The 24,722-nt window shown below is 37.9% G+C and carries 24 protein-coding genes; 11 read left to right on the top strand and 13 right to left on the bottom strand.

Translation table 11 applies throughout. The features are described 5' to 3' along the window. The first annotated feature begins 229 nt into the window (after positions 1-229). On the top strand, positions 230-2,284 hold the full coding sequence (locus tag FH508_RS02460; protein WP_173478657.1) for a transglycosylase domain-containing protein: 2,055 nt from the start codon (positions 230-232) through the stop codon (positions 2,282-2,284). 347 nt (positions 2,285-2,631) lie between these two features. On the opposite strand, the gene FH508_RS02455 is transcribed toward FH508_RS02460, so the two are convergent. Then, positions 2,632-3,147 (bottom strand): YwhD family protein, encoded by a 516-nt coding sequence (locus tag FH508_RS02455; protein WP_173478658.1) that lies wholly within the window; start codon positions 3,145-3,147, stop codon positions 2,632-2,634. Positions 3,148-3,272: 125 nt separating this feature from the next. On the opposite strand from FH508_RS02455, the gene FH508_RS02450 reads away from it, so the two are divergent. Then, the gene (locus FH508_RS02450; protein WP_024362848.1) at positions 3,273-3,458 is read left to right on the top strand and encodes a 2-hydroxymuconate tautomerase; all 186 of its coding nucleotides are present in this window, start codon (positions 3,273-3,275) and stop codon (positions 3,456-3,458) included. A 132-nt stretch (positions 3,459-3,590) separates the two neighbouring features. Next, on the top strand, positions 3,591-4,259 hold the full coding sequence (locus FH508_RS02445) for a class A sortase (protein WP_173478659.1): 669 nt from the start codon (positions 3,591-3,593) through the stop codon (positions 4,257-4,259). A gap of 53 nt (positions 4,260-4,312) precedes the next feature. Here the strand turns inward: FH508_RS02445 and FH508_RS02440 are convergent, their stop codons facing one another. The 3 genes from FH508_RS02440 to FH508_RS02430 form a co-directional block, all read right to left on the bottom strand. Next, positions 4,313-9,643: a collagen binding domain-containing protein gene (locus tag FH508_RS02440; RefSeq protein ID WP_173478660.1), complete on the bottom strand. Its 5,331-nt coding sequence runs from the start codon at positions 9,641-9,643 to the stop codon at positions 4,313-4,315. 489 nt (positions 9,644-10,132) lie between these two features. Then, a complete protein-coding gene (locus FH508_RS02435) occupies positions 10,133-11,437 on the bottom strand; it encodes an HD domain-containing protein (RefSeq protein WP_173478661.1) in 1,305 nt (434 codons plus the stop codon). A 178-nt stretch (positions 11,438-11,615) separates the two neighbouring features. After that, a complete protein-coding gene (locus FH508_RS02430; protein WP_024362844.1) occupies positions 11,616-11,843 on the bottom strand; it encodes a YuzB family protein in 228 nt (75 codons plus the stop codon). A gap of 234 nt (positions 11,844-12,077) precedes the next feature. Between FH508_RS02430 and FH508_RS02425 the strand changes: the two genes are divergently transcribed. Next, positions 12,078-12,728 (top strand): RsfA family transcriptional regulator, encoded by a 651-nt coding sequence (locus tag FH508_RS02425; RefSeq protein WP_173478662.1) that lies wholly within the window; start codon positions 12,078-12,080, stop codon positions 12,726-12,728. Positions 12,729-12,752: 24 nt separating this feature from the next. On the opposite strand, the gene FH508_RS02420 is transcribed toward FH508_RS02425, so the two are convergent. Next, on the bottom strand, positions 12,753-13,586 hold the full coding sequence (locus tag FH508_RS02420) for an octanoyl-[GcvH]:protein N-octanoyltransferase (protein ID WP_139860239.1): 834 nt from the start codon (positions 13,584-13,586) through the stop codon (positions 12,753-12,755). 161 nt (positions 13,587-13,747) lie between these two features. On the opposite strand from FH508_RS02420, the gene hemQ reads away from it, so the two are divergent. Further along, a complete protein-coding gene (gene hemQ, locus FH508_RS02415) occupies positions 13,748-14,500 on the top strand; it encodes a hydrogen peroxide-dependent heme synthase (protein ID WP_139860237.1) in 753 nt (250 codons plus the stop codon). Between the two features lie 40 nt (positions 14,501-14,540). Here the strand turns inward: hemQ and FH508_RS02410 are convergent, their stop codons facing one another. Next, positions 14,541-14,723 carry a hypothetical protein gene (locus FH508_RS02410; RefSeq protein ID WP_139860235.1) on the bottom strand — a complete coding sequence of 61 codons (183 nt, stop codon included), beginning with the start codon at positions 14,721-14,723 and terminating at the stop codon, positions 14,541-14,543. Between the two features lie 811 nt (positions 14,724-15,534). Between FH508_RS02410 and FH508_RS02405 the strand changes: the two genes are divergently transcribed. Together FH508_RS02405 and gerQ are read left to right on the top strand one after the other, a co-directional pair. Next, the gene (locus tag FH508_RS02405; RefSeq protein WP_305068705.1) at positions 15,535-15,960 is read left to right on the top strand and encodes a cell wall hydrolase; all 426 of its coding nucleotides are present in this window, start codon (positions 15,535-15,537) and stop codon (positions 15,958-15,960) included. 20 nt (positions 15,961-15,980) lie between these two features. Further along, positions 15,981-16,316, top strand: a complete 336-nt coding sequence (gene gerQ / locus FH508_RS02400; RefSeq protein WP_173478664.1) for a spore coat protein GerQ — start codon at positions 15,981-15,983, stop codon at positions 16,314-16,316. A gap of 186 nt (positions 16,317-16,502) precedes the next feature. Here gerQ and FH508_RS02395 read toward each other — a convergent pair whose 3' ends face one another. From FH508_RS02395 to FH508_RS02375, 5 genes are all read right to left on the bottom strand, one after another. Then, positions 16,503-17,681, bottom strand: coding sequence for a M20 family metallopeptidase (locus FH508_RS02395; RefSeq protein ID WP_139860111.1), 1,179 nt, complete (start codon positions 17,679-17,681; stop codon positions 16,503-16,505). A 194-nt stretch (positions 17,682-17,875) separates the two neighbouring features. Next, a complete protein-coding gene (locus tag FH508_RS02390; RefSeq protein ID WP_139860109.1) occupies positions 17,876-18,256 on the bottom strand; it encodes a DUF423 domain-containing protein in 381 nt (126 codons plus the stop codon). Between the two features lie 68 nt (positions 18,257-18,324). Beyond that, positions 18,325-18,591: a YwdI family protein gene (locus FH508_RS02385; protein ID WP_139860107.1), complete on the bottom strand. Its 267-nt coding sequence runs from the start codon at positions 18,589-18,591 to the stop codon at positions 18,325-18,327. Then, positions 18,588-18,767, bottom strand: a complete 180-nt coding sequence (locus tag FH508_RS02380; RefSeq protein WP_139860104.1) for a uracil-DNA glycosylase — start codon at positions 18,765-18,767, stop codon at positions 18,588-18,590. Before FH508_RS02380 ends, FH508_RS02385 begins: the two co-directional genes overlap by 4 nt. A 75-nt stretch (positions 18,768-18,842) precedes the next feature. Next, positions 18,843-19,520: a uracil-DNA glycosylase gene (locus FH508_RS02375; protein WP_139860102.1), complete on the bottom strand. Its 678-nt coding sequence runs from the start codon at positions 19,518-19,520 to the stop codon at positions 18,843-18,845. A 172-nt stretch (positions 19,521-19,692) separates the two neighbouring features. Here FH508_RS02375 and thiD point away from each other — a divergent pair, with 172 nt between their 5' ends. Then, complete coding sequence (gene thiD, locus FH508_RS02370; RefSeq protein WP_173478665.1) at positions 19,693-20,523, top strand: bifunctional hydroxymethylpyrimidine kinase/phosphomethylpyrimidine kinase; 831 nt, start codon at positions 19,693-19,695, stop codon at positions 20,521-20,523. A gap of 730 nt (positions 20,524-21,253) precedes the next feature. Here the strand turns inward: thiD and FH508_RS02365 are convergent. Beyond that, entirely contained in the window at positions 21,254-21,799 is a 546-nt protein-coding gene (locus FH508_RS02365) for an acyl-CoA thioesterase (RefSeq protein WP_139860332.1), read from the bottom strand. A gap of 174 nt (positions 21,800-21,973) precedes the next feature. On the opposite strand from FH508_RS02365, the gene FH508_RS02360 reads away from it, so the two are divergent. The 3 genes from FH508_RS02360 to bshB2 all read left to right on the top strand — a co-directional run bounded on the left by FH508_RS02360 (position 21,974) and on the right by bshB2 (position 23,876). Further along, positions 21,974-22,255 carry a hypothetical protein gene (locus FH508_RS02360; RefSeq protein WP_139860330.1) on the top strand — a complete coding sequence of 94 codons (282 nt, stop codon included), beginning with the start codon at positions 21,974-21,976 and terminating at the stop codon, positions 22,253-22,255. Positions 22,256-22,822: 567 nt separating this feature from the next. Continuing rightward, positions 22,823-23,173, top strand: a complete 351-nt coding sequence (locus FH508_RS02355; protein WP_024362827.1) for a YojF family protein — start codon at positions 22,823-22,825, stop codon at positions 23,171-23,173. 13 nt (positions 23,174-23,186) lie between these two features. Continuing rightward, positions 23,187-23,876, top strand: coding sequence for a bacillithiol biosynthesis deacetylase BshB2 (gene bshB2 / locus FH508_RS02350; RefSeq protein WP_139860328.1), 690 nt, complete (start codon positions 23,187-23,189; stop codon positions 23,874-23,876). Positions 23,877-23,916: 40 nt separating this feature from the next. Here the strand turns inward: bshB2 and FH508_RS02345 are convergent, their stop codons facing one another. After that, positions 23,917-24,663, bottom strand: a complete 747-nt coding sequence (locus FH508_RS02345; RefSeq protein ID WP_173478666.1) for a TerC family protein — start codon at positions 24,661-24,663, stop codon at positions 23,917-23,919. Positions 24,664-24,722 lie beyond the last annotated feature (59 nt).

Below are 24,722 nucleotides of genomic sequence, written 5' to 3'. Positions count from 1 at the left end.
TGAAACCTCATTTACTCAATCCTCGTATACATTATTGGAACGACTAGCAAATTTCAATTAAAATCTACAAAGTGCAATACTTTTGTCGAAAGCTAGCGTTTCATATCAGTACAAAAAAAGTATAGATGTTTTTGAATAAAGTGCAATAGTTTTTGCTTAGAATTCCGATTAAAGAAGAATATTCAGACACATACTAAACTCAAGTTGTTAGAAAACGAGGTGAAGTCGGATGAAAAGAAAAATCTATCAACGTAAGCAAAAGCGTGTGAAGCGTTCACGCAAAGCGCTTACACTTTTTGTCGCCTTTGCATCTGCAATAGTAGTAGCATTTATTGCACTACGCGTCTATGTTCAAGTGGCTGGTGCACCGCCATTAACTGTACCGAAAGCCTCTATTTTCTTAGATGAAAACGAGAACCAGATTGGAGACCACTTTACGAATGAACGTCGCTATTGGGTTGGTCTTGATGAAATATCACCCTATTTAGTAAAAGCAGCAGTGGCCGTTGAAGATAAGGACTTTTACAAACATAGCGGTTTTGACTTTTCTCGTATTGCTGGTGCGGTATTAGTTGATATTAAAGCAGGTAGTAAAGTGCAAGGGGCAAGTACTATCACCCAGCAATATGCGCGTAATTTATATTTATCTCATGAAAAATCATGGACTCGAAAGGCAAACGAGGCATTGTATGCTTATAGATTAGAAGTTTTTTATAACAAAGATGAAATATTGGAAGGTTATTTAAACACTGTCTACTACGGACATGGAATGTATGGAATAGAAGCAGCAAGTCGGTATTATTATGGGAAATCTGCAAAGGACTTGACGCTAGCAGAGGCATCGATGCTTGCTGGGGTACCTAAAGGTCCAAGTATATATTCACCAATCGCCAATATCGAAAAAGCGACGAATCGCCAGCACGTCATCTTGAAACTGATGGCAGATCAAGGTGCGATAACACAGGACGAAAAAACACGTGCTGAGGAAGAGCAGCTTGTCTTAAAGAATGATATGTGGGTCGCTTCCAAATCTGTTGCACCTTATTTCTTAGATGTTGCTTGGCAAGAAGCAAGTGAGATTTTAAAAGAAAAGAATTTAGACATAAGCGAAGGTGGTTGGACAATTCAAACAACACTTAACCTTGGTCACCAAAAGGCAGCGGAAGAAGCAGTCGCTAAAAATATGCCTAATAATGATTTGCAAACAGGATTTGTGAGTATGCAATCTAAAACAGGCGCCGTTACTGCACTTGTTGGTGGGAAGGATTATGCCACTAGTTCTTTTAACCGTGTAACACAAGCAAAACGACAACCAGGTTCAACGATTAAGCCAGTTTTATATGCAGCAGCATTAGAAAATGGCTATACACCTTTAACGTTTTTAGATGTAGGACAAACAACATTTACTTATGATAATGGACGTGGAACTTACTCTCCTAAAAACGTAAACGGTCAATTTGCCGACCATGATATGACGTTGGCACAGGCCATTGCGATTTCCGATAATATATATGCAGTTAAAACATTAGAGGATATCGGATTTAAAGCATTCCATAATATAGCGGACCGCTTTGGCGTAACAATTGGGACAAAGGACAATTTATCGCTTGCTCTTGGAACAATGGAAACGACACTGTACGAAATGACAAATGCATATAATATTTTAGCGTCAGAAGGTCAAAAAACGGCGCCAACAACTATTATTTCCATTAAAAATGCTAATGGAGATGTTATTTACGATAATAAGAACATTGAAAAACAAGAAGAAACGGTTCTTTCGAAAGAAAATTCCTATATTCTAACAGAAATGATGACTGGCATTTTCGATCCTGTATTTAGTGATTACTCTCCTGCTACAGGAATTAGTATTCGTTCACGTATGACGCATACCTATGCTGCAAAGTCTGGCTCAACTAATAGCGATCAGTGGCTCATAGGATTTACACCAAGCTTAACGGCTGGCGTATGGAACGGCTACGATCAAGGTAAAAACCTATCTACGAAAGAAGATACAGCTGCTACGAAGCAAATATGGATTGACTTTATGGAAAGCGTAAATAAAGGCACTAAAAACGAGGACTTCTCGAAACCAAAAGGCGTTAAAGGTGTTGTCGTTGATATTGAAACAGGAAAGCTTGCTACAGATGCCTGCCCTAAACAACGTCTCGTTTATTTAGAAACAAAAGATGTACCAACTGAAAAATGTACTAACTTTGATATTCTTGATAGCAATACGTGGGGAGAATTTTGGAATATGCTTCCGTTCTTCAAAAATAAACAATAATGCGCAACCTTTTTCTCGAATAGTCGTTTTATTTTATTGAAAAGCTCTCGACAAAGTTATAGACATAAAGCGAAAAAAGAAAAGCTTTCTCTTCCCCGGAGACGTGTCCGTGGGAACAGAAAGCTTTTCTTATTTTTTGGCCCTGGAAAGGATGAGAATCATGGGGCATTTGGCTTGGGTTTGGGTTGTCAAATGTCGCATAGCCCTCATCACATTCTTGGAACCAAGTGTCCTAGCTTACTAAAATGTAAGCTCTGAATCAAGTGTACTTTTTTTCATATCTACTTTCAACCTAATATCGAAAGCGATTGCAAAATGTCACAGATTGTTCAATCATTGATGGTCTTTTATACAAATAAGTCTTGACGTAATTGATTGTCACTGCGCTCCCAAAGTTCGGGATTTAGCTCCGCTAAGAAAGAAGCTAACACTTTTTTAGAGGCTTCATCCATATGATCAACAATAATTTGTCGTTTCATCGACTTATCCATCTTATTAACGTGATCAGCTAAAATTTTATAACCACGACGTTTTTCACGATTTACGACCATTTCACATGCTGTTACACCTGCATAGTAAGGACCGTCTGCTTTATGATCAATTGTTACCCATATTAACCAGTAAGGTTTCCCCCCCTCTGAATCAGCACGATCTGTCGTAAATTTGATGCCTCGTTCAACATCGCTACGTGCATGCATCGCCCCAACTTCAACGGAAGCCTTCCCCTCTTCTATATCAATAATGACAGGTGATACGTTTTCTAATGAAAGCGATCCAATTCCATATCCTTTATGGCCATCTGTCGGGTCATTTTTTATAATTGTAAAGCCCATTTTTTGTTTCGGTTTCTCTTCATTTGCCATACTTTAATTCCCTCCATTCTGCTATTATAAAGTAAAGCATATTCTTGCGCTTTTGTGCATAAGTAAGAAGTTTATTATTTCTTATAAACTAACTATACAACATAATTCTAAAAGGAGGCACTATTATGCCATACGTAACAGTAAAAATGATTGAAGGCCGTACAGAAGAACAGAAACGCGCACTAGTAAAGGAAGTAACAGAAGCTGTTTCACGCACAGTAAACGCACCAGTGGAAAACGTCACAGTTTTTATCGAAGAAATGTCTAAAAACCATTACGGCGTTGCAGGCGTCCGCTTCAGCGATAAATAATCATAATCTGGGTAGAGCAACATACCGCTCTACCCTTTTTTAGTTTTATCGGCGATTGCTAGAAGTTTATCGGCGATTTGCGGAGTTTTACCAGCGATTCTTACTTACGCAAAGGGAGCTGACTTTCCTCTTATGAAGAAGCTAAAACAAATATTACTTATTTGTATTCTAATCATTGGTTTATTACTTATTTTTATTAATCCTATTCAACATGCAGTGATTGCTCATTTAAGTAAACAACTAAATACGACTGATTATAGTGCAGAAGATTTACAGAACAACAATCATGCAACAGCAGATTTTGAGTTTGACGACGTTCAATCCCTTTCCATAGCGGAAGTGTTAAAAGCACAAACACAAATTGATCATTTACCTGTCATCGGTAGTATTGCCATTCCAAATGTGGACATGAACCTTCCGATTATTAAAGGCGTTGGCAATGCCACTCTTGCGGTCGGAGCTGGCACGATGAAAGCTAATCAAAAATTGGGACAAGGAAACTACGCCTTAGCTGGTCATTATTTTGAAGAGAAGGACATATTATTTAGTCCCCTCTATAAAGCCAACATTGGGGATGCCATTTACGTTACTGATTTAACGAATATTTATGAATACAAATTAACGACTAAAAAAATTATCGCTGCTACAGATGTGTATGTCATTGATGATATCCCTAACGAAACTATTTTGACCCTTATTACATGTGCTGATAATGGCACGAAACGCCTATCAATCCGTGCAGATTTTGTTGAACAATATCCGCTTGATCATGCACCTGCCAAGCTATCAGAAGCTTTTTAATATAGGAAAACCCCCAAGACTTCATTCATTGCCTTGGGGGTTCTTATTGTATATTATTTCATTTCGGCTTCACGACGACGTAAGAAGAACAATGCACCTAAAACTAGCATTACACCAGTTAGTGTAAGCGCTGTTTGATTTGCTCCATCTGTTTGTGGCAGTTTGCCTTGAGCTTTTAATTGCGCTTCTAAACGTTGTGCATCTTCCTTGATTTTATTAATATCAAGTGTTTTTGCAACATTCGCCTGATCCTCTTTTGATAAATTATTATATTTATCAAGGAAATCCTTATACGCATCTAGTGTGTCTTTATTTGCAGTAGAAGGATTGTATGGCGGTAAGTTTTTACCTTGATCAATCACATCTTGTACTGATGGTTTAGACGTGTCTGGTTTTCCAGGTGTCGTTGGATCTTTTGAATCTGTTGACGGATTTTCTGGGTTACCTGGCTCATCTGGATTTGTAGATGGATTTTCTGGATCTGGCGTTGGTTTATTCGGGTCCACTGGATTTTCTGGATCTGGTGTTGGCTTGTTCGGATCCACTGGTTTCTCTGGATCTGGTGTTGGCTTGTTTGGATCCACTGGTTTCTCTGGATCTGGTGTTGGCTTGTTTGGATCCACTGGTTTCTCTGGATCTGGTGTTGGCTTGTTCGGATCCACTGGTTTCTCTGGATCTGGTGTTGAGCCACCACCTCCACCGCCTCCGCCGCCACCTGGTAATGACGGTTTTACAAGTGCAGAACATGTATCTTTAACGGTGAATGAGCCAATTAAACGACTTCCTTCATATACATTGTACGTTCCTTGTTGAATTGCCTTGTTTGGTAAAACAATTGTTCCCGCAGTGCTCGTAGTTAAATTTTCGTTGTTTGCTGCATCCTTAATGACATTACCATTAGCATCTTTTACTGTTACTTGTGCATTTGCAAGTGGTGTGCCAAACGCCGTTTGTACAGTTAATGTAAATGCTGGACAAGTAGGTGCTGCTAAAATTTCCGCATTACAAGAAATTGAATATTGAACGGTGATTTGACCAATATATAGGTCCCCCTCATATACATCATACACACCAGACGGAATATCTTTAGATGGAATTGTAAGTTGACCTAATGCGTTAGTTGTTTTATTTGAAGCAATAGTTGCTCCGTTTTTATCTTTAATAATGATTTTGCTTACATTAGGGCGAGCATTTCCGTTCTCATCTTTTACAGTTAAAGTGAAGTCTGGACAAGAAGGTGCTGGTTGCACTGTCGCTTCACAATCTATATTAGATTGGAAACTGCCGATTTCTTTGCCATCGACTACGACTGTATAAATTCCTGGATCTAAATCTGTTAATTCTACAACTCCGTTAGTTGTCGTTTTAGTATCAACAATATTTTTATCCGCATCTTTAACTGTTACAGAAGTGCCATCAGCAACTAGGTTACCGTCAACATCCTTTACAGTTAGTTCAAATGATTCACATTTTGGTGCTTGCGTAAGGGAAGTCTCACAATTACCTTTATATGAAATATCAACTTTACTTAAGAATTGATTGCCTTCATATAAATAGTATTCGCCTGCTTTCACACCATTTGATGCTTGTATTGATGGGACAGTAAATTTCCCATCTTTATCTGTTGTGATAGTTACGATGTCGCTACCAGTTGAATCTTTCAATGTGACAGTCACACCAGGGCGAGGTACGTCAACACCTGCTTTGTTTTCGTTCAATGTAATTGTAAATACTGGGCATGCAGGTAATGGTGCAATTTCATCTTTACAGCCGTCTGTATATTTTACAGTCACATTTCCTAGCCAAATATCATTTGAATCATATACATCGTATTGTCCCGCCAATACAGTGTTCGGAACTTTTACAACGCCACCAATAGTTGGGCCTGTATGTTTGACAGTACCATTTGCATCTTTAAAAGTTACACTTTGGTCCGCTATGAAGGCACCATCAATATCTTTAATAGTTAATTCAAATTCCGCACAAGCATTTGCTGGTGGCGTAACATCTTCAACATTAATAATTGTATAAGGTTTGTTTGTTACCTCGAAGTTGTTCGTATCATTGAACCTAATTTCAACTGTTGAAACTACTTTATAGCCTGTAGGTGTTTTTTCTTCTAGTTTATAAATACCATAGCGTAAATTATCGAATGTAAGTTCACCATCATCCGTCGTACCTTCAGCTAAAACAATGGATCCATCACGGTTATATAACTTAAATTCTACGTCATTAAGTGTTGTTGTCACACCTGTATTAGGGTTTACACCCTGCTTCTTAATTTTAAATGTACCTTTTTTGCCTGAAGCATTTGTATCAGATGTGCTGTATTTAAATAGCTTGTTATCCCCGCCCGAGGACGATGTACCAGCTGAAGTTGCACCTGCATAGTTGATTGATGCATTATTTGATACTTGTTCACCAGCATTAGGATCACCCATAAAATATGTTTTGTATTTAATGATGTAACCTTTGCCATCGACATTTCCTAAATCTAATGTAAATGAACCATCTGGCTGGATATGAATATCAGTCGGGTCAATTGCAACAGGTGCCCCTACATTTTGCGTGTTCCCTGCTGCATCTAATTTAATTTCTTGCTTTGTAAATGTGTTTGTTAATAGCTTTTGGTTAGTTGATGGTTTATCCGTTAACGTAATGTTACCTAGCTTTGAGTTAGATTCATTAATTTTCACGGTCCATTCAATCGTATCTGATGCAGGTTGAGGATTAGCAGATTTTTCAATTAACTTGTTTGCTTTATTTGTAATTGTTGCTTCTGCATCATATGAATAGCTACCATTATCCGGTGTATCTAAAACAGCATGATTCGTATATTTTTGAGAATTCGTACTACCATTCCCATAAACATCGTCTGAATCTTTTGATTTGTATTCTATTAAATACGCTTCGTTATTCTCAGCGGTAGTTAATCCTGTAAATGTTAGTGTATAGCTTGTAACATTGCCTTTAGCATCCTGTGTAACAGGGACTGCATTCCATTTAGCAGGATCTAATGAACCGTCCTTTGTTCCTCGTTCATCATTCACGCCTAATTTTAATTTGCTTACAGTCATAACTTGTTTTAATGCTTGCCCTTCTGGAACAACAATATGATGCCCTGTACCTAATGTATCTGTCAGTACTGCACCATCAATGTTTTGCTTATTGATGTTTACACCAATTTTCCAAGAAAACTCTTGTTTGTTGTTATCGACAATGGCATTGTCTTTATAACCATTTTTACTTGTAGGTGATGTTGCATTTGGTTTAAAAGTAGCGCTTTTTTGCGCTTCATTATTTGTACTTGTTTGTCCATCCCATGTAGCGTCTGCTACGTTGTCATAGCTAAGTGCCACGCCACCGTTTGACTCAATATCAAACTTTGTTTTGTATTCAATCGTTACATTTCCTGATGGGATGGATGCGAATGTCATAGTAAATGCTTCATCACCTACTTGCCCACCACTATTAATTATTGGAGCGGTACTACCTTTTACTTCGAATACTTTGCTTGAACCATCCCACGACATTAATTTATGCTTTAACGTTTTACCGTTCGCATTTTTCGTCGAAATAGTATCTGCAATTACAAAGTCTGTTAAAGGTTTTTCAGCGTTAATTGTCAGTTTCCACGTAATTGTTTTGCTGACATAGTCAATTGCACCACGTTCTTTTTTAAAGATATTCGATGCAATATTGACAGTTGCCGATTCTGAACTATTATCGTCTAAACGCGTTACAGTATTTGTTATATTACCTGCATTCGCATCTGTAACAAATTCTTGGTCAAACTTCGTATTATACTTAATCAAATAGGCTGCTCGAGGATTCGAGGCAACGTCATTTGAAAAATCAATAGTAAATCCTTGTGTCGTATCGTTACTTAAAGTATAGTCTGTACCTTTACTTAATGGTGTTTGCGAAGCAGCTGTTTGACCGTCATCATTTAAAGTTACGCGGAACACTTCGAAATTAGCATCATATTGTATATTGTGCTTTGCACCTTTACTATTAGCTGGAATCGAATCCGTTAATGATCGAGCGTTCTTTTTGCTAAGATCTTCTCCTAGCCAGTTATACTTAATCTCCCATGATGCTTCGTATTTATTATTAGACTTAATAGTTTTTAGTAAGGCTGGCCCATACGTGATATTTGCTTGTCCTGGGCTCGTTTTAGGAACACCATTGTTTGTAAATTCAGCCGTATTTCTATACGTCATATTTGAGCTTGTTGGATCTTCTGTTACTTTCGTTTTATACGTCAGCTTATATGCAAAATCGCCATCATCTAAAGTGACAGGAAACGCTGTTGAAGCACCTTTATAAGTTACAGGCGTTCCAGGATTATTTTTATCAATACCATTTAAACCAATTGGATATTTCTCCACTAGCAAGCTTCCCACTTTGAATGCATGGTTTGCATCTGGCGTGTCTGCTACTGTAGCACCTGCATTAATTGTTTTACCTTCTGTATTTACCCAGATTGTCCAATCCATTTCAGCGCCATCCGCTGCACGCGTAATTGCGCCAGCAGTTTTAGTAATTGGATCTCCACTACCTGTAGGTTTAAATTTAAATTGTAATGTAACATCCGCTTTTCCTAACACAGGCATCACTAATTCTTGATCAAGTGTTGACTCATCTTGGAAATTACCAAACTTGGCCATGAAATTGAAGTCAATATTTCCATCAACCCCATCTTGTATCTCACTTTCTAATGTTACGGTAATTTTACCAGCAGCATAGCTATAAGAATAAGTAGCATAATCTGTTGTTTTCGTTCCTGAAAAAGAGTTATCTACTTGTTCAATCATATATTGTGGTAAATCAAACACAAATGTAGAGCCTACACCATAATCTTGCGTAGGTGTCACGCCAAACTCATAATTCAAATAAACTGTATCACCTTTTTTAGGTGCAGCGTCAGCAGGAATTTGTGAAGAATCAGTAATCACATCGCCAGTCGGACCTGTTAGTCGAATGCCAGCAGATAATCCAGCTACATTACCTTGCATATCACCAGCTGCTATTGCTAATGGTGCCACTTTCAATGCTTCTTCATTAGGTGTAGTTTCCTCTGGCTTGTCACCACTTGGTTTTTCTTCACCTTCCGTCACATCGCCAGATTCTGTATCACCTGGCAGTATTTCAGTTGGGTCACTACTAGAATCAGCTCCACCAGCTTCCCCCGTTTCTCCAGGTGTTGGCACTGGTAAATCTGTGTCGCCTGTGCCCGCCGAATCAGAAGTAGTTCCGTCAGTTCCTGTTTCTACAGATGGAGGTAGAGAAGAATCTCCTTCTTCCGCAAATACGGATAGCGGTGAAAGTACAGTTTGGAACACAAGCAATAATGTAATGATTGCTAAATTTAATTTTTTCATGTTTCTCTCCTTTTCTAAGTTCAGAGAGATTCCTATAGGCGTTTGCTGACGACTTTGCACGCTCTCTCAATCTCGAAAGCTCTGCTCCAAACATTCGGTTTGCCCCTCTTCCCCTTGAATAACTCGTCGTCGTTACGATACATCCAAACCGTCTTACACGCGGTCAATTATCATGATGTCTTGTCAATGTGTTGTACCAGTTGTATGTATCCTAAGTTGATGTGACGCCTTTACCAATATAATGGCCTCACCCCCTTTTTAGGTTTTACTTCATTATAAAAAGCTTATCTAAACAAATTCTAAACATTGCCATATTTTTCATTATCATTTCCTAGATATCTCGCCAACACTTTAAACCAATATGAAATTATACATAATAAAAAACACTAAACTGTCACTATATTCAAGTGAGTTTAGTGCTTTTATATTATATATATACAATTTGGTTTTGTATATTCTTAAAATAGATATAATTTCTTATATTTTCTTTTATTGTATTTGTAATAACTTTAAAATCTGATGTTTAACTCCCACTTTTGTACTATTATCTTCTAAAATATCAAGCGGGAAATATACTTTATGATCTCGTTTCATTCGACCAGAAATGGAATCCACAATAATAGATTCCCTAGATAGTTCACGTAATTCTCCGTTTTTCATCTCTAAAAAAATTGGGACACGTACTTCTTCCTCCCCTGGTCGATAAAAATCATAAGGAAGATCTGCTGTTGTATCATGTACAAGATAGTATTCTGGATTAATATCTGCTTGTTTAAATAATTCTTGGAGCTTTTGATATTTCTCAAGTTCCACGCCTGGATCTAAATCAATGTACTGGAATAGCTTACGATTGACAAAACGGCGACTTAAATCACTTAATATCGCGTCTTCTTCTTGCATCCATAATTGAAAATAGGTAAAAAGAATACTTTCATCAAGAGCAAGATAATCTTCCAATGTAATGGAGTTTTGGAAAAATGCTAAAAAGTGGGTAGGCTCATGCTTAAACTTATAGCCCGCTTGGCTTAATTGTTTCGCTCGTTTTAATATATTATTTAAAATAACCTCTGCGCTACGTGAGACAGGATGGAAATATATTTGTAAGTACATTTGATAGCGGCTCATAATATAATCTTCTACGGCATGCATACCTGTGGCTTTAATTACTACTTGGTTTTTGCGTGGGCGCATTACTCGTAATATGCGTTCCATATCAAAATGGCCATAGCTTACACCTGTAAAATAAGCATCACGTTGTAAGTAATCCATACGGTCAGCATCTATTTGGCTCGATATTAAGCTTATGACTTGCTTATTCGGATACGTTTTTTCTATTACTTGCGATACTTTCTCAGGAAAATCAGGTGCTACTTTTTTTAGCACTGCGTGTACTTCCGTATCGCCAAGTAAAATTTGTCTCGTATAAAATTCATGATCTAATTCGAATACATTTTCAAATGCATGTGAAAATGGGCCATGCCCTAAATCGTGTAATAGGGCTGCACAAAGCACTAATAGCCGCTCGTCCTCATCCCAATCTTGACGACCTACAAAAATATCATCGACAATACGACGCACAATTTCATAAACACCAAGTGAATGACTAAAGCGACTATGCTCTGCTCCGTGGAATACTAAAAACGTAGTGCCAAGCTGGCGAATTCTACGCAAACGTTGAAATTCTTTTGTCCCTACTAAATCCCAAATAACCTGATCACGTACATGCACATAACGATGTACTGGATCCTTAAAAACTTTTTCCTCTTGTAATTTTGCCTTGGCATAGTGTGTCAATTGTACAGCACCTCCATTTCATCTTTCTTCTATTATATGCAAACAATATAGAACTAGCATAGAGATTGCACTGTAAGTAGAGAGACTATCAACCTAATCGAACGCAATTTTCGCATGTTATAAGTGACTATCGCTCTAAAACAAAAACTACCTTCAGCCACGTGAAGATAGTTTTTTATTACTTATTTTTTAATTTTGCTAATACTTTTTCCATTAGTTCTTCTTCTGTTAATGCAGCTACAGGGCGACTATTTACAAATGTAAATGTTTTTTTTCGTCCTGGACCACAATAAGAGTGACATCCAATTTCGATGGTTGCATCAGGATCTATTTCCTTTAATTTTGGAATTAACGTTTTTAAGTTAACGGCCTGACATTCATCGCAAACTTTAAATTCGTTTGCCATTTTGTCAACAACCCTTTCTATATAGTATTTTGTTTATTAAAATTTTTTAATGCACGCATAACCTTCACATATTTAAGTATGCAGCATACGCACAAACCTACATCCGGTATTGTATCGCATTTTTCCCCTTGTATTCAAGCATAATTCCTTTCACTTGGATGAATAAAAGGTTAAAAGATTGGTCATGCTAGACATAAATAAGGAAGTTCCAAATAAAGGTGGGAGGATTATATGATGAGTAAAGTAAGACAAGATGCTTGGTTAGAAGAAAACGATGAATTGCTAGCAGAGGCAGTAATTCGTCACGTAACAGAAGGTAGTACACAGTTAAATGCCTTTGAAGAAGCTGGTGATGCGTTAAATCGTACTGCTGCTGCATGTGGTTTCCGTTGGAATGCAGTTGTTCGTAAAACTTATGAAGAGCAACTAGCAGAAGCGAAAAAAGAAAGAAAAGAGAGAATGCGAGTGTTGGGTGCACCAGCAAGACGCCGTTCCTCAAATATGTTTACCATTAATAATAGTGATGCAGATAGCAAGTCAATTCCACTGTCTGCCTTATCTCTTGATATTGTCATAGCATATTTACTACGTTTACAACATTCTGGTGAAATAGGAAATGAGTCTTCAAAATGGAGACAACTTGTACACGTAACCTCTGAGAAAAATAAAAAGCTAGAGAAAACTATTGCTCAGCTAGAAGAGGAAAATCGAGCAATTCGCAAAGATTATGAACAGTTTGTACAAATTATGAACCGTGCTAGACGCCTTGTAACGCTAGATGAAGAGGAAGAACGCATTGCTCCTGTATTCAAAATGGAGAAAAACGGTAATCTAGTTGTTAGTGGTCCAACATATCAAAAAGAAAATGGCGATGTGCTTAGTTAGCACATTCGCCTTTTTTATTTACCATTATTTCAACTCAAGCATTTTAGCATTTCGCTCGAGCACACGTTGTAAATAAAATGCATATAGTTGTATTTCTTCATCATGAAAGGGCTCTAAACGTACTTCCTCTGCAAATGAAAGGACCATTTGTTGTAGCCGAATTACAACGGCTTCTACTGTTAATGAGGCATCCACTAGTTCACTTAATGAAGCCATCACATCTGGTATAATTTTAGGATACGTAAATTTCGTTACCTCTCCTCGTAAACTCTCAGTGTAAAAATCACGAATAAGTGCTGCTCGTTCCGCACCACTTCCTTCAATACATAAATATATTTGTACCGCGACACCTTGTCGTAATCGTCTTTGTGAAATACCAGCAAACTTCTTACCTTCAATACTTAAATCATAGGACCCTGGGCAATAAGAGCCAACAATTTCATAGGCTTCAATTTTATCGGCGGCTTCTGGAAGTAAAGCTTTAATTAGCGCTACCATTACATCGTAGCCGTCATTAATGCCAATTGCGCTAGTTTGTTCTGATAAAACAAGGGAAATATTCAGTATGCCTTCATCCAGCACTACTGCTAGACCGCCTGAATTGCGTACGATTGGGTGATAGCCTCGTTCCTCGAGCAACTTCATTCCTTGCTGTACAAATGGTAAACGATGATCTTGAATCCCGAGCACAACAGAGGCTTTATGTACCCACGTGCGTATCGTTGGTGGCGATTCAAGCTGTCCTACTAATTGACACAATGTATCATCGGTTGCAAACGACTCAAGTGGGGAACTGTTTTTCATGCTAATAGATTGATCATATAAACGCCATATTGGCTGTTGTAAATTACTGTTCATTTATTTTGAAAGCTCCTCTATTTACATCTCTTCTCTTTAGCATACAGCATCCATCGAAGGTGTCAAATTAGTGAATTTCAGTCATGAATTTAGGGATTTTGTACAAACTATGATAAACTAAATTAAGAATGATTTTCACTTAAAAAGGAGTGCTTTGAATAATGAATGAAGCAGCAATTACATTAGATGGTTGGTACGCATTACACGATTTCCGCTCAATCGACTGGGCTTCTTGGAAACTTGTATCTGCTGAAGAACGTCAAGCAGCAGTTGAGGAATTTATTGCTTATTTAGAGAAGCTAAATGAAGCAGATGTTGCTAAAACAGGTGCTCATGCATTTTACGCAATCGTTGGTCAAAAGGCCGATTTTATGATTATGACATTACGTGAAACGATGGATGAATTACAAGAGCTTGAAGCGGAATTTAACAAATTGGCAATTGCTGATTTCACAATCCCTACATACTCTTATGTATCTGTTGTCGAGCTTTCAAACTACTTAGCTGGTGAATCAAACGAAGACCCTTATCAAAATCCACATGTGCGTGCACGTCTATACCCTGAACTACCTCGTTCTAAGTATGTATGCTTCTACCCAATGGACAAGCGTCGTCAAGGCAATGATAACTGGTACATGTTATCAATGGATGAGCGTAAGTCTTTAATGCGTTCACACGGTATGATTGGTCGAGGCTATGCAGGAAAAGTAAAACAAATTATTACTGGTTCTGTTGGATTTGATGATCACGAGTGGGGCGTTACACTATTCGCAGATGATGTATTACAATTTAAAAAATTAATATACGAAATGCGTTTCGACGAAGTATCTGCTCGCTATGGTGAGTTCGGTGCATTCTTCGTTGGTAACCTTCTTGATAATGAAAAATTAGTGAACTTCCTATCAGTTAAATAAAAGAAAAAATGCGCGTCCATATAAAATGGGCTCGCATTTTTTATGCTTCATGTTCCTCACTGTTTTCTGATTCTATGATTAAAATAATGGTATGGATAAAAAAGCCTATTAGAATCATTACAAATACTAAATACCAATCATAAGGTTGATTGTAATACTCAGCAATTCCAACAGCCATGAATGCACTTACGATAATAGCTACAAACATACTGAAAATACGCATAGTACTACTCCTTTATAAAAGCCATAATCATTTCAATTTAGTATGTCTCAAACAAATTTCAATATACTTGCAAAAATAAGTTTTTTCATAATATAGACGCAAATATTTATTATAAATTGCGCCATTGCTATGTCAGTCATTGAAAGATTTTTTTATTTACTGCAACTTGTCACAGTAAAATAGGGTGCTTCCTGTTCAAAATTGAACGAGAAGCACCCTATTTTCCAATGTTCAATCCGCTAATGTAGCTTCATGAGCTTTCATCCTTAACTTTTAAAATTATAATAATCGTATGAATGAAAAAGCCCACTACAATTATTAATATAAAAAGATACCAATGGAGAGGCTGACCATAGATATTTCCGAGTAAAAAAGCTAGTACAGCACTCAATAAAATCCCAACCCAAACACCAACCTCCATGCCTTCCACCTCACATGTATTAATACACATGCACACTTTTATTCACATTCCCCACACCAATTGCGCCCTGATTCTCTCCAAGCAAACATAAAAAAATAGAGGGCGGTGCCTTTAATTTGATTCATACAGAGTTTACTCCACTCTACACTTATATAACCATTTGGCTTTCATCTCCAAATTATAAAAGTGAAGGACTTCTGTAAAAATAAATTAAATTTTTTCTATTTTTCTTTACCCCATTTAGATGAATACTATCTAAAAACTTCCTTATTTTTACGGACTACTCACTATTACTAATATATGCTTCTGCAAATTGAAATGTGATTTTCTTTCTTATGGAAATTAAACATGTCTACAACACCTTTGAGCATATACTGGTTGCGAGGAGGTTTGAAAATCGCTGTTATAAAGACGAATGAAGCACAAACTGCTTTGCTTGCAAGGCTTATGCGTTCGGAAGCTGAGGGTGAAGGTGAACTGGGCATGCTAATGGTTGGCAATGTTGGCGTCAATCGTGTACGAGCAGATTGTCTCGATTTTGGTGATATTCGAACACTCGAGCAAATGATTTATCAACGTCCAGGGGGGTTTGAAGCTACAACAAAAAGTTATTTTTATCAACGGGCACGTGATCAAGACATTCGATTAGCAAGAAGGGTTATTGAAGGTGAAAGGTTCCATCCGGCTACTCGCTCACTGTGGTTTTTCAGACCTGAGGGCGGTTGCCCTGAACAATGGTATGGTCAATGGAATACGGGGCGTTACAAATCGCATTGCTTCTTCTCACCAACTGAAGAAGATTGTCCTCAAATTTAAATGAAAGAAGGTCGATACTTATGATGCCTTACTATTGGACACCGACAACTCAACAACAAATGACACCTCCTCCTGTGACGCTTCCAAGCGGACGGCCACCTGGACGTGAGGAGTCGTACATTGAAAACATCTTACGTTTGAATCGAGGAAAACCTGGAACATTCCACTTTTCCTTTGAACATGCTGTTGAGCAAGGAAAAAACACAAAAACGGTACGTGGTGTAGTAGAAGCTGCAGGTAGGGACCATGTTATTTTAAGAGAAATTAAGTCAAATCACCGCTTTTTATTCCCAATGATTTACTTTGATTTCGCTGAATTCGATGAGGAAATGTCTTATTTCAATCAAAATCCATAACTGAAATGAGGTTTGGACAAAAGAGAAAAGTGTTAGATTGACCTCAATCAATCTAACACTTTTTTGTTGCACAGTTGTTGTCCCCACCGTAAGCCGCAACCTTCGACATCATGCCGAATAGCCGTATCTAACGCTACGTGCATACCCGCAGGAAGCATCGCCTTCACTCGTTATGTCCAAGACTTACTAGTTATTTCCTTGCAAATATTGTAAAGTCGCTTTTCCTAATGTTTTTGCTGCAATTAGCATTGCACGTTCGTCAAAATCAAAACGTGCATGATGATGTGGATAGGCTGTTTCCCACTCAGGTTTTTTGGCACCTGTAAAGAAAAACGTACCAGGAATGTTCTCCAGATAATACGCAAAATCTTCTCCAATCATAAACGGTGGGCACGTAATAATATTTTTCACCCCAGGAATATCCGCTGCAAGCTGTTGAACAAATTGTGTTTCTTTCACATGATTATATACGGGTGGATATCCTCTTGTATAACGATATTCATAACTTGCACCAAAGGCAAGACACGTAGCTTTTAATATCGCCTCTAGCTCATGTTCCATTTGTGTACGTACTTGCTCCTCAAAAGTCCTTACAGTACCAGTTAAAACTACTCGATCTGCAATCACATTAAATGGATTTATCGCTTCAAAATGTCCAATTGTTAAGACGGCAGATTTTAAAGGGTCTATACGACGAGCGACTAATTGCTGGGCATTTATCACAAATTGAGAAGCTAGTACAACCGCATCGATGGAATGATGTGGCTCTGCACCATGTCCTCCTTTTCCTTGTAAAACAATTTCCACTTTATCAGCAGCCGCCATAATCGCCCCCTCTCTCACTAAAATATCCCCAAGTGGCGTCGGTGCCCATAAATGTGTACCAAATATTACGTCTACCCCATCAAGACAACCATCTTCTATCATCGGCTTTGCTCCGCCTGGCGCAACTTCCTCTGCATGCTGATGAATGAAAACTACATTGCCTGCAAGCTCATCCTTCATAGCATTTAGTACTTTGGCAAGTCCAAGTAGTGTTGCGGTATGCCCATCATGTCCACAAGCATGCATTTTACCGTCGACCTTAGACTTATAAGGCACATCATTTTCCTCTTGGATGGCTAATGCGTCAAAATCAGCACGTAACGCCACCGTTTTTCCTTGCTTTGCACCACGTAACGTTGCCACGACGCCTCGTTCACCGACTTGCTCCCTTACTTCATGCCCTAATGCTTTATGAAAAGCTGCTATGTAGGCAGGTGTTTCCACTTCTTCAAAGGAGATTTCCGGATTCTGATGTAAATGACGACGAATTGCTACCATCTCATCAAAGCACTCATCAAGCAAATTAAATAATTTTTCCATCACTATAGCCCCGCTTTCTTTTGTTCCATTTTTAGTAATACTAGTGTACTCTACTAATCCTTACAAAAACAATAGGAATTAAAATTATTCATAAGCCGTTGCCGTTTTAGCTATAAAAAATAGCATGCCAGCATTACCTAGCACACTACTTTTTAAATATTTCTGTCCAAAGGTGGTGAAAAAATCTCCGTTAATCATTTTGCATGTTTTAATGCACTAACAATAATCAAAACCCAACCTGCTAAAAATAACACACCACCTATTGGTGTAATTGCCCCAAGTACTTTAATGCCGCTTACCGCTAACACATATAGGCTACCTGCAAAAAACACAATCCCTAGGTTAAAGAAAATTCCCGCTAACTTTAATTGTTTGACCTCACCTAGCAATTTCGAGCTCATTAATAGACCGATTATGAGTAAACCCGTAGCATGGAACATTTGATATTGCACAGCTGTTTCCCAAATGCTAAGACCATAATCATCTACAATATCCTTTAAAGCATGTGCACCAAATGCACCTAATGCTACTGCTAAAAAACCATGAAGTGCACCTGTGACAATAAATTTTTTCATCTTAATTACCCTACCTTTTTCATCTTAGCGCTCCAATTACTAGTATTAGGAACGTTTAATGTCTTTATTTAAAAATCAAAAATCGAATCCCCATTTGCACCATCGTCATGCTGTATCTTTGTTGCATTTAAAGTAGATGGCTTTTGCTCTGTAACTAACATTTGTGGTAAATGTTTTGGTTGCATGTTTGTGTTATTTGTAGGTAAATCCAGTACTACATCACATAATGCACGAATGGCTGTCAGTGCCTCGCGAATTTGCTGTTCATTCGTTGCATTATTTGCACTAGCTAATTGTTTTTCAAGTTGCTGCATGACAGCTTCATATGAAATCATTGCGCTCTCTCACCTTCTGCTTTTGGCACAAATTTTAGGCAGTCCATGCCAGACGATTGTTTGACAACAACTGATGGTAGTTGCTTTGTTTTAAAGCCGTATGCTACACAAGCACGCGGTGTTTGCGGGTCCCATGTTACTTTGAAATAATGACATTTAAAACAATTTACCTGCATTGCCGTGCCTCTCTTTCTTCTTAATTAACTGTACCATGATTTTTATAGTGTATAAAGCAAACGATTTGTGCCACTTTATCCTAGACACCAATCGATTGGCTGTTCTCCCCAATCATTTAATTGCTCATTTATTTTTGAATACGGTTTGCTGCCAAAAAAGCCTCTATAGGCACTTAATGGACTTGGATGTGGCGCTTCTATAATGACATGGGGTGTTGCATGTTGATAAATTATTTGCTTTTTACGCTGTGCTGGTTTGCCCCATAGCACAAAGATAATTGGTTTTGGTCGCGCTGCCAGTTTTTCAATAACAGCGTCTGTGAACTTTTCCCATCCTTGGTTCTTATGAGAATGGGCCTGTCCCGCCCTGACTGTTAGTACAGTATTTAAAAGCAGGACACCCTGCTGTGCCCATTTCGTTAACGTACCATGCTGAGGAACTGGGCAGCCAATATCGTCTTGTAATTCCTGTAGCATATTGCGTAAGCTTGGCGGGTGTGGAACATCTGGCTTCACAGAAAAACTTAAGCCATGTGCTTGGTTCGGACCATGGTATGGATCTTGCCCTAAAATTACAACTTTTACATCACGATAAGCAGTACAATGAAATGCATTCATTACATCGCTTATCGGTGGATATATCGTCTGTGTCGAATATTCATGTGCCACAAATTGACGTAACTGTTGGTAGTATGGTTTTTCTAATTCATCTGCTAGTATTGTTTGCCAATCATTTGGGAATACTTCTTTCATTGAAATTACGCCCCTTTCTTTCTTACAACGGTACAAAAAAATAATGTGTTATTCAAGTTTCAATTTATACTGACCTTATAAAAATATTGATTTCTGACTATTTTTACAGAATCAGAATAGGACTATACTAAACGGTAGATGAAACTATTCAAAAACGAAGGAGATCTTTCACATGGCTCTTAAAAAAACTTTAACAATTGCAGGTTCAGACACATCTGGTGGCGCTGGCATGCAAGCTGACCTTAAAACATTCCAAGAACATGGCACATACGGTATGGTGGCACTAACAGTAGTTGTTACAATGGATCCAAATGGTTGGACACATAATGTAACTCCATTACCAACAGAGCTTCTTCAAAAACAAATTGATACAGCATTATCTACAGGCATTGATGCAGTAAAAACAGGTATGCTTTCAACAGAGGAAATTATTCGCATAGCTGGTGAAGCAATCGCAAAATCTGGTACTTCTAATGTTGTAATTGATCCTGTTATGGTGTGTAAAGGTGATGATGAAGTATTAAATCCTGGGAACACTGACGCTATGATTCAATATCTTCTACCGCTAGCTGCAGTTACAACACCGAACCTTTTTGAAGCTGGTCAATTAGCTGGCACAGGTACACCTAAGTCAATTGATGACATGAAAACAGCAGCTCGTAAAATTCATGAGCTAGGTGCAAAAGCCGTTGTCATTAAAGGTGGTAAAGCATTAGCAACAGAAAAAGCAACAGACTTATTTTTTGATGGTGAGACATTCTACTTATTAGAATCAGAAAAAGTGGCTTCTACTTATAATCATGGTGCAGGCTGTACATTCGCTGCATCAGTTACAGCTAATTTAGCTAATGGTCTATCTGTGAAAGAAGCTGTAATTGAAGCAAAAGAATTTGTTTCAGCTGCTATCGCACATGGTTGGGCGTTAAACGACTATGTTGGACCAGTAATGCACGGTGCGAAATCTCGCTTTGGCGCTCCAGAAGTGACTGTAACTGAAATTTAAAAATTGTAAAAGTACATTTAAATAGTAAAGAGAGCACTAATTAAAGTGCTCTCTTCTTGTTAACAAAAGAGATTAAGAATGAATTCTTAATCCCTTTTGTTTTTTTATTATAAAAATAGGTTCTTACTTCCATCTTGACCATACTGGCTGGACTTGATTTATATTGGCGATACTCTTCCTTCGTTTTTTAGTAGACTGCTTGCAATACTTATAAAGTTGATTGGAGTGGAAGGCGGGCGACTCCTGCGGGAACAGCACAAAACGTAAGACGCAACAGACCGCGCGCTAGCGAGGGTTGCGGCTTACGATGTGCCCGCGGAAAGCGCCCGCCTGTAGCGGAAATCAACAGCAATAGTCATCACTTCTATATTAACTTTAAATAAAAAATAGGTTCTTTCCATCTTGACCATACTGTCTGAACTTGATTTATATTGGTGATACCTTCCTTTGTTTTATAGTAGACTGCTTGCAATACTTATAAAGTTGATTGGAGTGGAAGGCGGGCGACTCCTGCGGGAACAGCACAAAACGTAAGACGCAACAAACCGCGCGCTAGCGAGGGTTGCGGCTTACGTTGTGCCCGCGGAAAGCGCCCGCCTGTAGCGGAAATCAACAGCAGTAGTCACCACTTCTATATTAATAAGACTATGGAATAGAAAAAGGTATCTAATTAGAACTGACCTATACCCCTTGCTTACAGGTCAGGATTTTTCTAATTAAATACCTTTTTTTACATATAGTTAACCATTAGTTCGAGCCGATAATCCCATGGATCGTTCATGGAGATAAAACTAGCTAATGCTTTACTTTCCTTTTTACGCTCCGCCCGTACTTTTGCTCGTTCAGAGGCAGTCTCATGCAATTTAGTTTCCTCAACTGTTTCAGGTATAACACGCGGAACTGCCGTAGGCTGATTATGTTCATCAAGGGCGACAAAGGTTAATAATGCTGTCGCAGCAACTTTTCGCTCACCTGTTTTAAGATTTTCCGAAATAACTTTCACAAACACCTCCATCGAAGAAGTCCCTGTCCATGTCACATAGGATTCAAAATAAACAGAGTCCGTCGGTCGAATAGGTTGTAAGAAATCGACTGAATCTGTGGAGGCAGTGACACAATCTCTTCTACTATGTTTGGCTGCGGAAATTGAGGCGACTTGATCGATATCACTCATTAAGCGACCACCAAAAAGTGTATTATGATTGTTTACATCATTCGGAAAAACACGACTTGTCCGCATAACTCTAGATTCTTTACAAAACTTATAATCCTTCATCCCATCAATTCCTCCTATTACTTATTTTTTGTTCCTATTATAATGCAATATTTTAATTGAAAAATCAATCTTATTTTCTGAAAATTTAAAATTTTTACTTTTACACAATAAAATAGGACAAGATACAGTATCGCTATATATGCCATATATTAGCTGTATATGGGAGGGAGACGTATGAAAAAACAAAAATCTGAGGAAACAACTGAAGAATCACGCTTGTTAGCTGGAGAAATCACTTCTTCTAAAGTTGAAGTAATCGCATCCATTATATTAACTCTCGGTTATTCACTATCTACCCTTGCCACGATTTTAGCGTTACAGGAGGAGGAGGAAGATGCACAATTACTTGCTTCCAATTCACAAGATCAAAATCAACAATTTAAACAAATGTGCAAACAATTACAAGCTGTTAATAATCGTTTAGATTCCATTGAAAAAAAGCTCAATCGTTTTTAAAAGGTACATATCCTATTCGCTCCGTTTGCATGGAAGATTAGTAAGTAATTTTGATACGTATACATGTAAAAAAACCACAATCCTCCGTCATAAAGAGGATTGTGGCTTTTTTACTATACTATGATAATGAGCTTTCATGTCTTCTCTACACGCAACAGCTCTAAACCTAAATATGTAGAAGAACGTCATCTATTGTACCAAGATAGAAATCGTTTTTGTTCAACTTAAAATCCCCTTCTACATGGTAAGCTGTCCCACTCTACGTGAGAGAAGTCAAATATGCAACATCTTTTTATTTTGTGAAACCGCATACAAATTAAAACGACACTTTTTGTACATATTTGCTTTCACACTCTATATATTGATACATTACAATAACTTTTTCAAGGATTTTGCTTTAAAAAAAGAACTAAAGAATCATAAACTTTTACAATTTCACTATTTTACATGCGTATAAAATATGAAAATCAGCCTCAACAAAAATTGGTCATAAAAAGGTCATTCAATTTCCCTTTGTGACCTTTTTTGACTATACTTAAGAAAGACATAATCGAGAGGAGTGTTAAGATGCAAGAAGTACAAGTAGAGACGTTGCAAGAATTACTAAATTCTTTTGCCAACAAAGACGTTTATATCCATCTTGAGACGACAAACGGTTCTTACGCAGCACACTATGATGAAAAGTTTTTTAACGCTGGTGCATTCATACGTAATGCAAAAATTAATTACGAACTGGCAAAAGTGGTAGATGACTCTCCACATCGTGTCGGCTTAAAAATGGCACATGGTTGGGTTTATGCTCAAGGCATTACACATTATGAATTAGATGATTTAGGCCGTTTGTTAATGGCTGGACTAGACTATTCAGGTAAATTGGCGATAGCACTTGAAATTAGCGAAACGCCATTTACTTATTAAGGGGGACAACTATTTGAATTTACAACCACAACGTCATATTTTAATTGTTTACCCTCACCCAGATGATGAGGCTTTTTCAGTTGCTGGAACGATTGCCTATTATACAAAAAAGATGAATACACCTGTTACATATGCCTGCCTAACATTGGGTGAAATGGGTCGTAATTTAGGAAATCCACCTTTCGCTACGCGTGAATCGTTGCCAGAAATACGCCGCAAGGAGCTAGTTGCTGCAGCAGATGCTATGGGTATTCAAGATTTACGCATGCTCGGCCTACGCGATAAAACAATTGAATTTGAAGATGATGAAAAAATGGTCAAACTCGTGGAGGGGCTAATCGAAGAATTGATGCCATCGCTTATTTTCACGTTCCTTCCAGGCTTTGCAGTGCATCCTGACCACGAAGCAACAGCACGTGCAGTTGTTGAGGCTGTTCGTCGCATGCCTAAAGCAGCACGCCCTCAAATTTTAGCGTGTGCCTTTGCTAATGATACACTCGAGAAAAACGGTGAGCCACATGTAGAAATCGATATTCGCGAAATGAAGATGGATAAATTACAGGCATTACAAGCTCACGCTTCACAAACAGGTTGGATGATGCAAGAAACAGAAAAACGCATTGACGACGGAGAGCCAATGAGCGAAAGCTGGCTGAATGTTGAAAAGTTCTACATTGTTAATCCTGACAATTATATAAAATAATACGAAAAGCGGTTGTGCCCTAAAAAGGTCACAACCGCTTTTATTTCGCTACTTTTAATTTATTGATTACATGAATAATCATCGTTAAAACAAACGCAATCACTAAGATTACAAAAAATATATAATGTGGTACATGTATACCAAACACAGTCACTAACATCTTGATTGCAATAATGCCAATAATAATAAAAGCTGTTGCTTCTAACTCTGGTATTTTTTCAATAATAATTAAAAATAAACCTGCTATTGTTCGCATCATTAAAATGCCTAACATTCCGCCAACTAATAGTACCCAAACTTGATCAGATATCGCAAATGCAGCAAATATTGAATCAATCGAAAAAGCAATATCCATTAACTCAACTGCAATAACCGTTGCCCAAAATACGCCAAAAATGCGTACCATTAAGCCAGACTTTTTTACTTCTTTGACACTATCCTCTTGTCCTAGTTGTAAAAAATGAGCGATACTAATCCACCCTAAATACAAAGCCCCTAACACTTTAATAAACCAAAATTCTACGAGATACACACCAATTCCAATAAATAAAAAACGGAAAAAATAAGCGCCAAGCATACCATACATTAATGCCCGTTTACGTTGCTTATCTGGTAAATGTTTGACAAGTACCGCGAGTACAAGGGCATTATCCGCTGAAAGTAATCCTTCAATTACAACGAGCGATGAAATTAATCCCCATGATACTGGATCTGCCAATACTTGTTTCCACATGTCCCAATCGAAAAATTGCATATATGTAGATAGTATCCCATGAATAATGTCCAATTGCTTCCTCCCTACTTGTCCTAAACTAATCTAGTATATGCTCACCAATCATCGTTATG

It is taken from the genome of Lysinibacillus sp. CD3-6 (assembly GCF_006351725.2).
In the GTDB taxonomy this organism is placed as follows: domain Bacteria; phylum Bacillota; class Bacilli; order Bacillales_A; family Planococcaceae; genus Lysinibacillus.
Note: the sequence above shows the minus strand (reverse complement) of the source record. Positions and strands in the feature narration are given on the sequence as shown.

Bases quoted from the DNA above. Each gene is read 5' to 3' on its own strand.
- FH508_RS02460 (WP_173478657.1), top strand. From the start codon at position 230: ATGAAAAGAAAAATCTATCAACGTAAGCAAAAGCGTGTGAAGCGTTCA.
- FH508_RS02455 (WP_173478658.1), bottom strand. From the start codon at position 3,147: ATGGCAAATGAAGAGAAACCGAAACAAAAAATGGGCTTTACAATTATA.
- FH508_RS02450 (WP_024362848.1), top strand. From the start codon at position 3,273: ATGCCATACGTAACAGTAAAAATGATTGAAGGCCGTACAGAAGAACAG.
- FH508_RS02445 (WP_173478659.1), top strand. From the start codon at position 3,591: ATGAAGAAGCTAAAACAAATATTACTTATTTGTATTCTAATCATTGGT.
- FH508_RS02440 (WP_173478660.1), bottom strand. From the start codon at position 9,643: ATGAAAAAATTAAATTTAGCAATCATTACATTATTGCTTGTGTTCCAA.
- FH508_RS02430 (WP_024362844.1), bottom strand. From the start codon at position 11,843: ATGGCAAACGAATTTAAAGTTTGCGATGAATGTCAGGCCGTTAACTTA.
- FH508_RS02425 (WP_173478662.1), top strand. From the start codon at position 12,078: ATGAGTAAAGTAAGACAAGATGCTTGGTTAGAAGAAAACGATGAATTG.
- FH508_RS02420 (WP_139860239.1), bottom strand. From the start codon at position 13,586: ATGAACAGTAATTTACAACAGCCAATATGGCGTTTATATGATCAATCT.
- hemQ (WP_139860237.1), top strand. From the start codon at position 13,748: ATGAATGAAGCAGCAATTACATTAGATGGTTGGTACGCATTACACGAT.
- FH508_RS02410 (WP_139860235.1), bottom strand. From the start codon at position 14,723: ATGCGTATTTTCAGTATGTTTGTAGCTATTATCGTAAGTGCATTCATG.
- gerQ (WP_173478664.1), top strand. From the start codon at position 15,981: ATGATGCCTTACTATTGGACACCGACAACTCAACAACAAATGACACCT.
- FH508_RS02395 (WP_139860111.1), bottom strand. From the start codon at position 17,681: ATGGAAAAATTATTTAATTTGCTTGATGAGTGCTTTGATGAGATGGTA.
- FH508_RS02390 (WP_139860109.1), bottom strand. From the start codon at position 18,256: ATGAAAAAATTTATTGTCACAGGTGCACTTCATGGTTTTTTAGCAGTA.
- FH508_RS02385 (WP_139860107.1), bottom strand. From the start codon at position 18,591: ATGATTTCATATGAAGCTGTCATGCAGCAACTTGAAAAACAATTAGCT.
- FH508_RS02380 (WP_139860104.1), bottom strand. From the start codon at position 18,767: ATGCAGGTAAATTGTTTTAAATGTCATTATTTCAAAGTAACATGGGAC.
- FH508_RS02375 (WP_139860102.1), bottom strand. From the start codon at position 19,520: ATGAAAGAAGTATTCCCAAATGATTGGCAAACAATACTAGCAGATGAA.
- thiD (WP_173478665.1), top strand. From the start codon at position 19,693: ATGGCTCTTAAAAAAACTTTAACAATTGCAGGTTCAGACACATCTGGT.
- FH508_RS02365 (WP_139860332.1), bottom strand. From the start codon at position 21,799: ATGAAGGATTATAAGTTTTGTAAAGAATCTAGAGTTATGCGGACAAGT.
- FH508_RS02360 (WP_139860330.1), top strand. From the start codon at position 21,974: ATGAAAAAACAAAAATCTGAGGAAACAACTGAAGAATCACGCTTGTTA.
- FH508_RS02355 (WP_024362827.1), top strand. From the start codon at position 22,823: ATGCAAGAAGTACAAGTAGAGACGTTGCAAGAATTACTAAATTCTTTT.